Source organism: Roseivirga spongicola, from assembly GCF_034376045.1.
Taxonomy (GTDB): Bacteria; Bacteroidota; Bacteroidia; order Cytophagales; family Cyclobacteriaceae; genus Roseivirga; species Roseivirga spongicola.
In genome coordinates this window covers 380,373-394,528 of the sequence record NZ_CP139724.1, presented here as the reverse complement: position 1 = coordinate 394,528, position 14,156 = coordinate 380,373, and the positions used below count along the sequence as shown (strand labels likewise).

At 40.6% G+C, this 14,156-nt stretch carries 14 protein-coding genes; 6 read left to right on the top strand and 8 right to left on the bottom strand.

What is annotated here, in order from left to right; all coding sequences use genetic code 11:
* Nucleotides 1-57: 57 nt before the first annotated feature.
* From T7867_RS01840 to T7867_RS01825, 4 genes are all read right to left on the bottom strand, one after another.
* A complete protein-coding gene (locus T7867_RS01840) occupies nucleotides 58-1,599 on the bottom strand; it encodes an IS1182 family transposase (protein ID WP_068219147.1) in 1,542 nt (513 codons plus the stop codon).
* Between the two features lie 166 nt (nucleotides 1,600-1,765).
* Entirely contained in the window at nucleotides 1,766-2,875 is a 1,110-nt protein-coding gene (locus T7867_RS01835; protein ID WP_157717574.1) for a hypothetical protein, read from the bottom strand.
* A 22-nt stretch (nucleotides 2,876-2,897) separates the two neighbouring features.
* Nucleotides 2,898-3,389, bottom strand: coding sequence for a Cif family virulence factor (locus tag T7867_RS01830; RefSeq protein ID WP_322299788.1), 492 nt, complete (start codon nucleotides 3,387-3,389; stop codon nucleotides 2,898-2,900).
* Nucleotides 3,390-3,435: 46 nt separating this feature from the next.
* On the bottom strand, nucleotides 3,436-5,085 hold the full coding sequence (locus tag T7867_RS01825; RefSeq protein ID WP_273272920.1) for a S41 family peptidase: 1,650 nt from the start codon (nucleotides 5,083-5,085) through the stop codon (nucleotides 3,436-3,438).
* A gap of 162 nt (nucleotides 5,086-5,247) precedes the next feature.
* Between T7867_RS01825 and T7867_RS01820 the strand changes: the two genes are divergently transcribed.
* From T7867_RS01820 to T7867_RS01795, 6 genes are all read left to right on the top strand, one after another.
* Nucleotides 5,248-6,000: a hemerythrin domain-containing protein gene (locus tag T7867_RS01820; protein WP_068219163.1), complete on the top strand. Its 753-nt coding sequence runs from the start codon at nucleotides 5,248-5,250 to the stop codon at nucleotides 5,998-6,000.
* Nucleotides 6,000-6,416, top strand: a complete 417-nt coding sequence (ruvX, locus tag T7867_RS01815) for a Holliday junction resolvase RuvX (RefSeq protein ID WP_068219166.1) — start codon at nucleotides 6,000-6,002, stop codon at nucleotides 6,414-6,416. The genes T7867_RS01820 and ruvX overlap by 1 nt, the downstream gene beginning before the upstream one ends.
* Nucleotides 6,413-6,973 (top strand): peptide deformylase, encoded by a 561-nt coding sequence (gene def, locus T7867_RS01810; protein ID WP_273272923.1) that lies wholly within the window; start codon nucleotides 6,413-6,415, stop codon nucleotides 6,971-6,973. The genes ruvX and def overlap by 4 nt, the downstream gene beginning before the upstream one ends.
* A 35-nt stretch (nucleotides 6,974-7,008) precedes the next feature.
* Entirely contained in the window at nucleotides 7,009-7,392 is a 384-nt protein-coding gene (locus T7867_RS01805; RefSeq protein ID WP_322299787.1) for a Dabb family protein, read from the top strand.
* An 83-nt stretch (nucleotides 7,393-7,475) separates the two neighbouring features.
* On the top strand, nucleotides 7,476-8,018 hold the full coding sequence (locus T7867_RS01800) for a transposase (protein ID WP_322299786.1): 543 nt from the start codon (nucleotides 7,476-7,478) through the stop codon (nucleotides 8,016-8,018).
* 122 nt (nucleotides 8,019-8,140) lie between these two features.
* Complete coding sequence (locus T7867_RS01795) at nucleotides 8,141-9,823, top strand: alanine/glycine:cation symporter family protein (RefSeq protein ID WP_068219179.1); 1,683 nt, start codon at nucleotides 8,141-8,143, stop codon at nucleotides 9,821-9,823.
* 32 nt (nucleotides 9,824-9,855) lie between these two features.
* Here T7867_RS01795 and T7867_RS01790 read toward each other — a convergent pair whose 3' ends face one another.
* From T7867_RS01790 to T7867_RS01775, 4 genes are all read right to left on the bottom strand, one after another.
* Nucleotides 9,856-10,137, bottom strand: coding sequence for a DUF427 domain-containing protein (locus T7867_RS01790; RefSeq protein ID WP_322299785.1), 282 nt, complete (start codon nucleotides 10,135-10,137; stop codon nucleotides 9,856-9,858).
* 70 nt (nucleotides 10,138-10,207) lie between these two features.
* Complete coding sequence (locus T7867_RS01785; RefSeq protein ID WP_322299784.1) at nucleotides 10,208-11,431, bottom strand: NAD(P)-dependent malic enzyme; 1,224 nt, start codon at nucleotides 11,429-11,431, stop codon at nucleotides 10,208-10,210.
* 5 nt (nucleotides 11,432-11,436) lie between these two features.
* Entirely contained in the window at nucleotides 11,437-13,050 is a 1,614-nt protein-coding gene (locus tag T7867_RS01780) for a glutamate synthase-related protein (RefSeq protein WP_322299783.1), read from the bottom strand.
* Nucleotides 13,051-13,107: 57 nt separating this feature from the next.
* Nucleotides 13,108-13,803 (bottom strand): ceramidase domain-containing protein, encoded by a 696-nt coding sequence (locus tag T7867_RS01775; RefSeq protein WP_068219190.1) that lies wholly within the window; start codon nucleotides 13,801-13,803, stop codon nucleotides 13,108-13,110.
* Nucleotides 13,804-14,156: the final 353 nt, after the last annotated feature.

The window sequence follows — 14,156 nt, the reverse complement described above, 5'->3', positions numbered from 1 at the left end:
GTGGGTTTAGATTGACGGTTTTTATGATTGCCTGTCTTAAGAGATGTGTCTTTTAGGTTAAGCGGCTCTGAGGTTGCCCATTTTGGAGATGTTGTGGGCGATTGATATGAGGAGTGTCTCTATTTCCACTTTTTCCAATCCCCTTAACATAAAGCGTTTGAAGCCCTTGTTGTGCTTGATTATGCCGAAGGTTGCTTCTACGTCTGCCGGCCTGTTGGCCCTGTGCCTCAGCCCCTCATCGCTGTGCAGGTTTCTGCGCACCTTTTCCTTCAGTTTTCTCAAGCCGTGGTTAAGCTGTACTGTGCGGTTCCCTTCGGCCTTGTGGCACCGGGGCCTCAAAGGGCAACCATTGCAGTTTTTGGCCTTGTATAGGCTAAGGTGCTGTTGGTAACCTGTCTTGGTAAGCCTGGTCTGTTCTCCTGTCTTGTCCATGGGTTGCCCCATGGGGCAATAGAGCTTGTCGGACTGTTCATCGTAATGCAGGTTGTCTGCCCTGAATGGGTCTTCCTTCCACTTTTTGGTCTGTTCCTTATGGAAGTAGTTGTACTTCACGTAAGGCTCGATCTGTTCTTCTTGTAGGTAACTGTAGTTTTCTTCGCTGCCGTAACCGGCATCTGCACAGAGGGACTTTGGTGTGGTTTTATACAGCTGTTTGAACTGCTCTAGGTGGGGCTTCAGGGTCTGGGTGTCTGTGGTGGTCTGGTGGAGGGTGGTGTTGACGATGAACTGAGAGGAGGTGCTGATCTGCCAGTTGTAGGCCGGTTTTAGCTGGCCGTTGAGCATGTGGTCGTCCTTCATCCTCATAAAGGTGGCCTCATGGTCGGTCTTTGAGTAACTGTTCCTGTTTTGGAGTATGGCCTGCTTCTGCTCATACTCCCGGAGCTTTCCCGGCCAGTTCTTTTTGGCGTAGTTGAGCTTCTGCTTTACCTTTTTGCTTACCCGTTTGCCAGAAAGTGCCCTGTCTATCTTGGCCACCGTCTGTTCTACCTTGTTGGCGTCTATGGCCTTAAAGTCCATCTCTGGGGTGGTCGAAAGCTCTTCTTCTGCCAGTCTTTGGGTGTATTCCCACAGTTCTTCCAGTTGTCTGCCAATGCGCTCTTTGCTGGTGTTTATGGCCTTGCCCCATACAAAACTGTAGCGGTTGGCATTGGCCTCTATCTTGGTGCCATCGGTGTAGAGTTCCTTGATGCCCACCATGCCCTCTTCCACCAGCAACTGCACTACTTGGGCGAAAATCACCTTCAGGTCGTCCTTCAACCGATCGCTACGGAACCGGGCAAGGGTGTTGTGGTCTGGCTTGCTCATGCCGCTGATCCACATGAAGTGGATGTTCTCTGCCAAAGAGGCCTCCAGCTTGCGGGATGAGTAAACATTGCTCAAATAACCATACACCAGTACTTTCAAAAGCATCTTGGGATGGTAGGAAGAACTCCCGCCACCTTTGTACTTCCGCTCCAGCACCTCTGTGTTCACCCTATCGATCACAGAGTTTACCAACCGTACAGGGTGGTGGGCGCTGATCAGTTCCTCAAGACTGGGGGGCAAAAGCATCAACTGACCTTGGTGGTAATCCTTGAAGACTTTCCGCTTGTTTGTCATACCTTAAAATAACACTCAAAGGCCTTATCCTAAAGAATTCAAGCAACTAATATCAAGAACATGAAAAAAGGGTGCCCTTTTGAGACACCCTCAGATAATTCTTAACTATTAAAGTGATGTTAAGTCTGTATTCATATCAACCTCCTTAATTATAAAACGTTTTAAATTAAACTTTGTTTACACTATTAAATATAGATTCAATATCTATGCCATCTAGCTCTTCATCCTTAATTGCTAGAGAATAAAGATTAGGGTCTAATTTAAAAGCTTCTCTAAGATTAGCATTAATGTCTTCCACAAACTTATTAATTATTTTGTTATTATCTACTTTCTCTTCTTGGATGTCTTTCAGCATTCGGTGATAATTGCAAGCTAAATTGTAATAAATAGCAGGCCATCCAGGTCTTTGAGTTTTTATAGATTGTAGTATTTCATTGGATCTTCTATGATCTTTTAAATGTTTACTGTAGATGAAAGCTTCGTTTAATTTTGGTAAATATAATTCATTATCATCTGTTGAGCCATCAAGTTTAGATAGTCTAAAAATTCTATTCCATAAATTAGCCGATTTAGTATATTCTTTGATTCTAAATAGTAGTCGTGCGAGTCGCTTTAGTAATTCAATATCTGTAATGTCATTACCAAAATCATGAACATAGTTAAGTACTGTTTTTCTGTCCTTTTCGTTTAAAATATCCTGTTCTTCAAACTCAGTCAGTCTTTCAGAATTGATGCCCTCACTAACGTGCGATTTAAGTATGTCATTTAGATCATTTAATCTTTTCTCACTATTTGCAACAAGGGTAATAATGTCTGTTACAGTCACTAAGTAGCCAGTCATAAAACCTAAACTGAGGAAAAGGGTAATTAAGCAATAAATTATTGTTACACCATGAGGGTTTATTTCTAAGGATTCAGAAATTTTTAATACTAAATGCTGAAAGAATTCGATAATCTCATTGAACTGAACCAAAGAGATACCCACTATAATCTTAGTAAGCCAATCAGAAATCTGTTTAAATGAAGTATTTCTTTCTAATGGAGAATTGGATTCATTTTCTTTATAGGAAGGGAAGCCAAATACAAACCCTAGAAGGCAACCTACTAGAGAGCTGGCAAACACCAACATTATAAATGTTGCAGCAATATTCAATCCTTGACTTGTAGTATCAGAAGTAAAGGAGAATATTACAATTGCAGTTAAAGCTATGATCACTACTCCTGCAACAAAGATTAGATATCCAAAAAGTTGATGTGTGTTTATCTGCTTATTCATTTGATGAATAATTTGCATAAACCTAATTAAGAATTTTTCCTTTTTGAAAATCCTCTTCTCCAATTGCTCCTCCGTAGCTATTGTCTGAATCGATGTAGATTTTCCAGACACCTGATACTTTTTTGAGGGTGACATGAAATTTGCCGTAGTATGATTGAGAACCAGAATCGGTATAGCGGGTTAGCTTAAATATGCCAGTTTCATAAGCCCAATTGGCCTTCTGGATTCTGGAATAAAAGCTGAACTCGATTTTCTGCTTCACCTTAGCCAGGTTCCAGCGATTGAAGTTCTCTAGGTTGGCATCTTTATATTCCTGCCCAATCATCATACTTCCGCTTTCTTGAGGAATGCGAAGTACATCATCCGTATGAATTTTATTAAACAAACTAGCATCCAAGTCTTGGTAGGCTTGCATAAAATTGAACCAGACATCTTTATTGATAGCTTCAGTTTGGCTCTGAGAGAACAGATTTACAGATAGAATGAGCAGTAGGCTCGAAAAAACAACCTTCATATTTTAATGACCTTTACTTAGCAACGCCAAATACCTAGGCTTCTTATTACATGCGTTGTAAAAGAACAGTATTAGACTTCTCTTTCAGTTTATCTGGATTCATAAAAATGTTTACGGCCTCTCTGTAAACCTCATTGCTGTTGTTGTAGACCTTATAGAAGGCATCGTCATTATCAAAAACTTCTCGTGCTATTCTACCTTTTAGTAGATTTTTGAGTAGTTCTTTAGATTTAGTGTACTGCTTTCTGTTAAAGCGAGCTCCATTTTTTTCGCCCATTGCAATAACCTCTTGAAGCATAGCGTCTGTAATCTCAAAATCGTTAATAAACTCATCTACGCTCATGTTCTTCATTTCAGGATTGTTGTCCCTAAAATCGAGTGTATATTCTCTAATGGTGTTGTTTGCTACCAGTCTATTAATGTATGCACTATTATCGGTTGTGTCTAAGGCTACAAAGTAATCTGGCATAATGCCACCTCCACCGTAGACTGTTCTACCTGAGGCTGTTTTATAGGCTAAATCTTCATCGAAATGGACAGAATCTTGAGAGAATAGTTCTCCAGAAACGAATCTATCGTAATAGTCATTATTGTAAACTTCTTCGCCATCTTCATAAGGCTTTTGAATAGACCTACCACTTGGTGTGTAGTATCTAGCGATGGTCATTCGAACTTCAGAACCATCTTTTAGATCGAATGGGTATTGAACCAATCCTTTGCCGAAAGACCTTCTGCCCACTACCAATGCTCTGTCGTTATCTTGGAGTGCTCCGGCTACTATTTCTGAAGCTGAGGCTGAGCCTTCATTAATTAAGACCATTACTGCTCCTTCTTCGAATATACCACCCTCTTCGGCTCTGTCTTCCCTGTCGTACTTTTTGCTTTGTCCTTTTTGGCTTACAATTACGGCCCCTTCTTTTAAGAATTCATCGGCAATGCCAATGGCAGCACTCATGTAACCACCGCCATTGTTCTGTAAGTCTAAGATTAATTGGCTCATACCTCTCTCTTTAAGGTTGCTTAAAGCCTCCTTAAATTCACGGTATGTGGTTTCAGCAAACCTGTTGATTTTGATGTAGCCTATTTTGTCATCAATCATATAGCTCGCATCTAATGAGGTTTGAGGAATGGCTCCTCGCTTCAAATCGTATTCAATAATATCTTCCTGATTTTTGCGAACAACTCCAACGGTTACTTCCGAACCTCTCGGCCCTCTAAGCATATCGTAAACCATTCTGTTGTTGAGGCCAATGCCTGCTATATTTTCACCGTCTACCGATACAATTTTGTCACCTGCCTGAATTCCTGCAGTTTCGGAAGGGCCGCCAGTCAGTGGAGTTACCACGTATAGCGTGTCTCTTAATAAGTTGAATTCAACTCCAATGCCATCGTAGGTGGCTCTAAGTTGAGACTCCATCAATTCAGCATCTCTTGGTGGTATATAAACCGTATGCGGATCTAGCTTATCCAACATAACCTCGATAGACTCTTCTAAAAGGGAAGCAGTGTTTACGGTGTCTACATAATCGTTTTCTATGTAGTCCAATAGCTGCGTAAACTTCTGAATAGACGCCTGGTACTTTTTGTCTGTTTTGGGTTCGGCAAAATTAGAGCCAATTAAAACGCCTGCAATCAGTGCAATGGCTAAAAGAATAGGTAGTCTTATATGGTATGATGAATTCTTGTATTCGCTCACTTTTTTAAAATTTATCCGCAAAAATATGTAAACCCTTCAAAAACATGGGTAAATGTCATGGTATGAATCTAACGGTATGTTTTCATTTGTGTTCACTGAAAAATCTAAGTTGAACATTTACTCTCTTAGTCAAAATTAGTAGATTCGTTAAACCCCAATAAAATGGAAAACCTTCTTAAAAGAACCATCAATGATTTAGTTACCGAGAACCATGTTAGGGCTTCAGTGCTCTATTATTTTGGGGTGAAGTTCTATGATTACAAAACAGAGACTCTGGCAGAAGTCTGTTCCAATCATGGCTTAAAAGCAGCTTCTGTAATTAAGGCGTTGGAACTAATAAATGATGATAAGGAAACTACTCAGAGACAACTTCAGTCTTTGCCTGTTGAGCTTATGGTAGAATACCTAAAGCATGCACACTACTTGTTTGTGAAAAAACGCATTCCTTACATTGCCCAGCTTATTGATGGTGTTACAGAGGTTGATTTCAGGTACAAAACACTTTCTGCCGACTTGAAGTCGATTTTTCCGCTGTTTGTTCAAGACTTTATAGAGCATATTTATGAGGAGGAAGACACCTTCTTTTCTTATGTTAGTCAGCTGTCTAGGTTCTTGAAAGACGATGTTCCTAGTTCAGAAGTATTTTACTTAATGGAGAAAAACTCAGTTCGTGAGTTTGCTTTAGATCATGAGGTGCATGATAATGAGATGGAGGGTTTTAGAAAATTCACCAATAACTACACTTATTGCGATGAGGCCGATTTACACATTAAGGTGCTCTATTCTGAATTGGAAAGACTAGAAAAAGACCTCATCTTGCACGCCAAAATTGAAAACGAAATTCTTTTTCCTAAAGCACTTCAGTTGGAGCGCTTGGTGAAATTGAAATTTCACGACTTGTCTAAAAGCAATTAATGGGTAGAATTATTGCCATAGATTATGGCTCAAAAAGAGTGGGGCTGGCTGTTACAGACCCACTTCAGATTATTGCATCTCCGCTAGATACGGTACACTCCAAAGACGTAATTCAGTTTTTAAAAAACTATGATCAGTCAGAAGGTATTGAGTCTTTTGTGCTTGGTATGCCTAAAAACCTTGATGGGAAGGATACAAATGCTACCCAACAGGTAAGGCAATTTCACAACCTTTTGAAAAAGCAGTTTCCAGAAAAAGCCGTTTATTTGCATGACGAAAGATTTACCTCCAAAATGGCAATGGATGCAATGATTGCCGGAGGAATGAAAAAGAAGGATAGAAGAGAAAAAGGCAATATAGATAAGATTAGTGCATCCATAATTCTTCAATCTTATCTGGAAAGCAGAGGCTTATGATTTACCCAATTTTAGCATACGGAGATAACATTCTAAGAAAAGAGGCGGAAGACTTTCCTCAAGACTCCAAAGATTTGACACAACTGGTAGAGAACATGTTCGAAACTATGTACAGTGCCAATGGAGTGGGGTTAGCAGCTCCTCAAATCGGGTTGTCTCATAGGATTTTCGTTATCGACTCTACCCAAATGGGAGATGAAGAAGATCAGGCCAAAGGGGTGAAGCGTGCCTTTATCAATCCAGAGATACTAGATGAATACGGAAACGAATGGGCTTTTGAAGAAGGCTGTTTGAGTATTCCAGATGTACATGCAGATATTCTCAGACCAGAGAAGTTAACCATTCATTATTACGATGAACTCTGGAATGAACATGAAGAAGAGTTCGATGCATTAACAGCTCGTGTGATTCAGCACGAATATGATCACTTAGACGGTGTGCTTTTTACCGATTACATTAAAGGGTTGAAAAAGCAAATGCTTAGATCAAAGCTGGTTAATATTTCTAAAGGGAATATTGATGTCAGATACCGAATGAAATTTCCAATCAAGAAATAGCTGTCATTTCCATATCTTGACTAAAAGTTCCAGATATGAAATGGCTATCCCTGTTATTCCTAGCATTCGTTCTTTTAGGTTGTCAGACTGGAAACTCTGAAGGTAGAGATCAGTCAGAGCGTCCATTTATTCATTCCGTATACTTTTGGTTCAAGGAAGGGGTGACAGAAGAGCAGAAAGAGCACTTTTTTACTGATGCCGAGAAGCTGCGAGATATTGAAGTCGTTCAAGCACTTTACACTGGTGTGCCTGCCGAAACCACTCGTCCAATAGTGGAAAGAAGTTATGATTTCGCGGTAATTGTTCATTTCAAAGATCTTGCCGCGCACGATGTTTATCAGCAACACCCCATTCATTTAGCACTGCTAGAAAATGGAGCTACTCTCTGGGAGAAGGTGATGATTACAGATGTGAATTGACCTTAGCGTCAGTACCGTAGGTCAGACGCGTAATCCTATGATTAGATAGCTAATGTGGTTATATTCAGTATTCAATAATCACCATGAAGATTTTAGAGGATTTTTGCTACCACGTTTATAACCAATCAAATAATGGAGTGAAGGTATTCTTAGATGATGAGGACTATAGTTATTTTCTAAATAGAGCAAAGGTTTGGATTGCTGAGAAAGCCGATGTTCTTGCCTATTGCATTATGCCAAATCATTTTCACTTTTTAATACATGCTAATGCAAAGTCTTCAGAGATTGTAAGGATTGGTAGTTTAAACCTTAATGGTGTTTCTAATGGCTTTAGACTTTTGCAAAGTCAATATGCTCAATATTTCAATCGTAAATATGGGAAGTCAGGTTCGGTTTTTCGTCCCAAGATTAAATGGAAACTTTTAAATAGCTCCTCTGGAGAATATGTGACTAACTGCTTTAATTACATACACAACAATCCATTAGAAGCTTCTTTGTCAGCTAATCTAGAAGGATGGAAACATTCTTCGTATTTAGAATATTGCGGATTGAAGACACAGCTGTTAGTTGATAAGCAGTTAGCGAAACAGTATGTAAAAGCTGATTGGGAAGACTTTGATTTGTAAAAATCCCGTCTGACCTTCGGTGCTGACGGGGTTAAACGACCACTCCTTAAGCATCTTTTGCCTTTGTTCAGAATGGATAATTTCTATTTTTGCAGCATCCATAAAACTAAACAACCTACTTTATGCAGCAACTCAACGATTTTCTTAAGGTAATCGATAGCTATATTGGTAGCTCTTGGTGGTTTCCTTTTGCACTTTTAGGAACAGGGCTATTCTTTACTATTTACCTTAAGTTTCCACAAATCAGATATTTCCGCTTTGCCTTTAATGTGGTAAGGGGAAAATACGATAAAGCTGGAGACGAAGGAGATACCTCTCACTTTCAGGCTTTAACTACCGCTCTTTCTGGTACAGTTGGTACTGGTAATATTGCTGGTGTAGCCTTAGCATTGCACCTTGGTGGCCCTGCTGCATTATTTTGGATGGTTATTACGGCCGCTATAGGTATGTGTACAAAGTTTGTTGAGGTAACGCTTTCGCACAAATACAGAGAAAAAGCTGCTGATGGTACTATGGCTGGTGGCCCAATGTACTACATGAAGAATAAGCTGAACATGAAATGGTTGGCAGTTATTTTTGCTGTAGCAACAGTACTTTCATCGTTCGGAACAGGAAATATGCCTCAGATTAATAGTATTGCTGGGGCGGTAAAGTCTACTTTTCAGATTGAGCCGTGGATTACAGGAGCTGTTCTTTCTGTAATTTTGGCTTTTGTTATTATCGGTGGTATTAAGAGAATTGCTTCTGTAACTGAGAAGCTTGTTCCTGCAATGGCTGTAATTTATTTTCTCGGCTGTTTCTCCGTGATCTTCGCCAATTTAGATAATGTAATTCCTTCTATTGTATCGGTATTTTCTAGCTTGTTCACCACTACAGCGGCAACAGGTGGTTTTCTTGGTGCTACAGTAATGTACGCCTTCAACACGGGTGTTGGTAGAGGTTTGTTCTCAAACGAAGCTGGTCAAGGTTCTGCACCAATTGCTCACGCATCGGCTAAAGCTCATGAGCCTGTTTCAGAGGGTATGGTGGCCATTCTGGAGCCATTCATTGATACTATTGTTATCTGTTCAATCACAGGTCTGACTCTTCTGTCTTCTGGTGCATGGCAAGACAAGCACTACAATGACTTTGCAGTAACTGACATGTCTATTTTGGTAGGAACTGAGTATACCGATGATAACAAGGATGATAGAAAAGCCCTTAAAGAGCATTTATCTGGAGAGAACCCTCTCCCTGTTTTTGACGGAATGCTTCAGGTTGAAAATGGTCAGATTGTTAGTGATGTTACTGTTATTCATGCTCGTTCTGTGGCTGAAGAAGTGGTAGTAAACGAATCTTTCGGAGGAGACCCATTAACTGGAGAGGTTGAAATTAGGAATGGAATTTTGCAAGATGCAAGCATCTCATTCTACGGGAAATCTCTGGTACATAGTTCACCTCTAACGGCCATAGCCTTTACCAAAGGTTGGTTAGGTAATGCCGGTCAATATATAGTTTCAATAGGCTTATTGCTCTTCGCTTTTAGTACGGCAATTTCTTGGTCTTACTATGGAGATAGAGCCATGACCTTCTTGGCAGGATCTGGCTCAGTGAAGTATTACCGAATTGTATATGTAGCAGGGTTCTTCATTGCAGCGATTGCAGATACTACAATTATTTGGACTATTGCTGCTATTGCTATTGCCCTAATGACTCTGCCTAACTTGGTAGGAATTATCATGCTTCGAAAGGACATGAAGAACACCATTAACGATTTCTGGTCTGGCTTTAAGAAGGAGTATCCAGACGAAAGAACTCCAGAATAAGATACTAAAAAGCCCTCATTTGAGGGCTTTTTTTATGTTTCTACACTAACACCTCTCCAAAAGGCTACATAGCCTTTAATTGGTTTGGCTGCTTCTTTCGTTTCGGGATAATACCAGGCGGCATCTTTGTTTTCATTACCTTCTACACTAATGGTATAGTAACTAGCCTGACCCTTCCATGGGCACGAAGTGTGAGTGTTACTCTCTTTAAAGAACTCTTTTTTGATTGAATTAGGCGGAAAGTAATGGTTGCCTTCAATTACGATGGTTTCATCACTTTCTGCCAATACTTGATTGTTCCAAATCGCTTTCATAATTATACCTTTGAAAGCCTAACAAATGGAGGGAATCAATGTTCAGCCAAAGAGTCGTTTTCAAGACCATTTAGTCATTCATTTCGGCTTCGGCCTCAGCTATTTGTTTTTCAAGTTCTCGCTCAGAATGAGCCGCTTTTTCGACTGCTTGAGCCACTACTTCTGCCAATGATGTATCTAGCGCTGAAGGAATAACTTCATCTGCTGTTGGATTTTCAAGAGAGTTGGCAATAGCATAAGCTGCCGCTAGTTTCATTTCGGTACTAATTGTACTAGCACGTGCCTTTAGAGCACCTTTGAAGATTCCTGGGAATGCCAATACATTATTGATTTGATTAGAGAAATCACTTCTGCCGGTACCAACAATAGTGGCCCCTGCTTCTAATGCATCTGCAGGCATAATTTCAGGAGTTGGGTTTGCCATGGCGAAAATGATAGGGTTCTCGGCCATGTTTTTAATATCCTCTTTGTTGAGAATGTTTCCTTTGCTCACTCCAATAAACACATCGGCACCTTTTATAACCTCGTGAATATCTCCTTCCACGTCATCAAAGTTAGAGTACTTCAACAGCTCGGTCTTGGCCTTATTTAAATCGTTACGGAAACGGTGAATAGCACCTTTAGAATCACAAACGATGAGTGTTTTTACAGACTGGCAAAGCGGAGAGTCTATATGGAAACACCTCAGAAGTTTAGCAATAGCAATTCCCGCAGCGCCCGCTCCATTTATTACTACTTTCAGATCTGTAAGTTTCTTACCCGTAACCTTGCAAGCGTTAATCATGGCTGCAAGGGTTACAATGGCGGTTCCGTGTTGATCGTCATGAAAAACAGGAATGCCAATATCTTGAAGTGCTTCCTCTATTTCAAAGCTCTCAGGTGCAGCAATATCTTCTAGATTAATACCTCCAAATGAAGGTGCAATTCTCCTGATTGTCTCAATGATGTGGCGAGTATTTTTGCTGTCAATACAGATTGGAACGGCATTAATGCCTGCAAACTTTTTGAAGAGCATGGCTTTTCCTTCCATAACAGGAAGAGAAGCTAATGGCCCAATATCTCCAAGGCCTAGCACTGCCGTGCCATTGGTAACAACGGCAATTGTGTTGCCTTTTATAGTTAAGTCGTATGCCCTCTCAGGGTTCTTCTCAATTTCCAAACATGGTTGAGCAACACCTGGAGAGTATACTAATGATAATTTCTCTTTTGAGTCTACAGGAATCTTATTGACCATCTCAATCTTACCCTGCATTTCCTCATGTAATTCAACTGATTTCTTATATACCTCTTCCATTCTTTCTACGCTTTCGGTCCTGCGAAATTTATGGCCACTAATTTATGCATATCCCAGCTGAATGTGCTGAGGTTATTGGGGTTAAATTTGCTAATGTGGTCATAACCACAAGCTCGTGCTATCACTTTAATTAGCTCATTAGTAGCTGAAAAGTAGTTGGAGAGTTGCTTGGCAGAAGACTGAATGACCAGCCTGCTTCTTAGTTTCTCTTTTTGCGTTGCAATACCTACTGGACAGAAGTTGGTGTGGCATGCTCTCATTCCTAAGCATCCAATGGCTTGTAAGGCGGCATTAGATACTGCGATGGCGTCTGCACCTAGCATCAAGGCTTTAGCATAGTCTTCCGCCACTCTTAAGCCTCCAGTGATGATGAGACTAACGCCTTTGGCTTCTCGTTGGTCTAAGTGCTTTCTTGCTCTTGCTAAAGCAGGAATAGTTGGAACATTGATATTATCTCTAAGTATTGCTGGTGCTGCGCCAGTGGCTCCCCCTCTTCCATCTAGAATGATGTAGTCTACTCCTACTTCTAAGGCAAAGTCAATGTCTTCTTCTATTCTTGAGGCTGCCATTTTGAATCCAATAGGTATACCTCCTGTGGCTTCCCTTGCCTTTTCGGCAACTGCTTTGAAATCTTCGACAGACCTTAGGTCGGTGAAAGTAGCAGGAGAGATTGCTGATTCGCCTTCATCCAAACCTCTGACTTCTGCGATTTTTCCATTCACTTTATTGCCTGGTAAGTGGCCTCCGGTTCCAGTTTTTGCTCCTTGACCAGCTTTGAAGTGAAATGCTTGGGCTTTAACCACTTTTTCATACGAGAACCCGAACTTTCCCGAAGCCAATTCATAGAAATATCTGGAGTTAGCTTCTTGCTCTTCAGGTAACATTCCTCCCTCACCAGAACAAATTCCTGTTCCGGCCATTTCTGCTCCTTTTGCCAAAGCGATTTTAGCTTCTTCTGATATAGCACCAAAGGACATGTCTGAAACAAAGAGTGGTAGATCTAATTTTAGGGGCTTTTTAGCATTGGGGCCTATAATTGTTTCTGTTACTACTGCATCATCATCCATCAAAGGCTTTGAACCCAATTGGGCTGGCAGAAACTGTATGTCTTCCCATTTGGGTAATGTATTTCTATCTACGCCCATAGACACTGTAGCCCCATGCTTCCCTACATTGTCAAGGCCGTTTTTGGCAAGTTCTTTTATATGGTCTTTGTGGGGTTCGGTATCTTCTGGGTTAGTGTCGGCATATATGCCCAAGTAGGCTTCTCTGTCGAATTGAGCGGGGTTGTCAACTTCATAAGCTTCAACATCAGCTTGGTCTATGAAGACTTGGTTGTCTTTTATTTCCGATTCGAATTTGTGTAGAAACTCTGAGTTGTCGTACTCACTAACTCCTGTGTCGATTCTATAATCCCAATTATGCAGCCCACAAATAAGATTGTGACCATCAACGAAACCATCGGCTAGCAAAGCCCCTCTGTGTAAACAGCGTCCGTAAAGAACGGACACCTCACTGCCATATTTAATAACAACTAAGTCGGTTTGGGAAACTAATGCGTGTGCTGGAGATTTATCTTCAAGCTCTGAGAACTGCGCTACAGAAACTGGTTTTTTCATAAGGTTAACTTTTTATATAAAGCCCCCTATGAAGAAATATGTTTTGGGAATGCCAGATCAGTCCACTTTCAAGTGTTTCTTCTTTAATTCTTTGGTTCTGATAAAATAGAGGTAGTTCGCAAGGAAATAGGCGCCTATGCCAGAGAAAATATGCCAGAGAAAATGGGTGCCTATTGGTATTATACTAGTGTAATAATGGTCGGCTTGTCTGAAGTATATAGCAAGAACGAAGCAGACCGAACCTAAAACAATACTATACGTTTTCTCCCAATTGTTTTTACGCAGAATCAAAAATATGGGCACCAAAAAGGCTAAGCCACTTATGGCATAAGAAACGTTTAGACCGCTTTGCCCGCCTATTAGATTTAAGGCTGTAAACCTCATTAGGAAGACTGGTACAACCAGCACAAAGCTCATCCACTTTTTAGGGAGTACTTTCGACCAGAAATAGATGGTAATTAACAGGGTGAGAATCATGGCAGGAATAAAGTCCATATACAGAAGCCATCTAGAAGTTCTCAACCCGTGAAATAAGGTGCTTCCTAGTCCATTGAGGAAAAGAAATGGAATAGCTGCTAGTAGAAATGAGTAGTCTTTAGGTTGTTTCCTGATTTTCCACAAGAAATATACGGCAGGTGCAGCTATGGCTAATGATGAAATAGCATTCCACGGCTCTACAATCAAGGCATCAGTAACATGAGTCTCTGCGTACCAAGGTCCACCGTCTGTAATTTGTTCTGGTCCTAAAATCATTCCGTATCACTCAACCACATTGGATAAACGAAAGTTGCAGCTATTCTGGATTTTTAGAGGGGATGGTTGAATTTTTGATCACGCCTATCATTTCATGGTTACTTGATGGGCTTCTGCCTATCAATCAGAGTCCCTTTTAGGAGGCTCTGATGGGGAAGTGCTAGCGTTGATTTGTGGTGTTTGTCTTATTCATCTTGATGTAAAACAAAGCTAGGTTTGATAGCGCAATCAATTTCTCAACAGCCTGATCACCCTCAGAGTCTCTCGCAGAGGACTCTGAGGACGAGTAGTAGGTAGACGTAAATATATTTAGTTGCAGCTATTCTGGATTTTTAGAAGGGATGGTTGAATTT

What these genes read in the sequence shown, in the direction of transcription:
- T7867_RS01805 (WP_322299787.1), top strand. Translation starts at nt 7,009, where the DNA reads ATGAAATGGCTATCCCTGTTATTCCTAGCATTCGTTCTTTTAGGTTGT.
- T7867_RS01775 (WP_068219190.1), bottom strand. Translation starts at nt 13,803, where the DNA reads ATGATTTTAGGACCAGAACAAATTACAGACGGTGGACCTTGGTACGCA.
- T7867_RS01840 (WP_068219147.1), bottom strand. Translation starts at nt 1,599, where the DNA reads ATGACAAACAAGCGGAAAGTCTTCAAGGATTACCACCAAGGTCAGTTG.
- T7867_RS01800 (WP_322299786.1), top strand. Translation starts at nt 7,476, where the DNA reads ATGAAGATTTTAGAGGATTTTTGCTACCACGTTTATAACCAATCAAAT.
- T7867_RS01790 (WP_322299785.1), bottom strand. Translation starts at nt 10,137, where the DNA reads ATGAAAGCGATTTGGAACAATCAAGTATTGGCAGAAAGTGATGAAACC.
- def (WP_273272923.1), top strand. Translation starts at nt 6,413, where the DNA reads ATGATTTACCCAATTTTAGCATACGGAGATAACATTCTAAGAAAAGAG.
- T7867_RS01785 (WP_322299784.1), bottom strand. Translation starts at nt 11,431, where the DNA reads ATGGAAGAGGTATATAAGAAATCAGTTGAATTACATGAGGAAATGCAG.
- T7867_RS01795 (WP_068219179.1), top strand. Translation starts at nt 8,141, where the DNA reads ATGCAGCAACTCAACGATTTTCTTAAGGTAATCGATAGCTATATTGGT.
- T7867_RS01830 (WP_322299788.1), bottom strand. Translation starts at nt 3,389, where the DNA reads ATGAAGGTTGTTTTTTCGAGCCTACTGCTCATTCTATCTGTAAATCTG.
- ruvX (WP_068219166.1), top strand. Translation starts at nt 6,000, where the DNA reads ATGGGTAGAATTATTGCCATAGATTATGGCTCAAAAAGAGTGGGGCTG.
- T7867_RS01835 (WP_157717574.1), bottom strand. Translation starts at nt 2,875, where the DNA reads ATGAATAAGCAGATAAACACACATCAACTTTTTGGATATCTAATCTTT.
- T7867_RS01820 (WP_068219163.1), top strand. Translation starts at nt 5,248, where the DNA reads ATGGAAAACCTTCTTAAAAGAACCATCAATGATTTAGTTACCGAGAAC.
- T7867_RS01780 (WP_322299783.1), bottom strand. Translation starts at nt 13,050, where the DNA reads ATGAAAAAACCAGTTTCTGTAGCGCAGTTCTCAGAGCTTGAAGATAAA.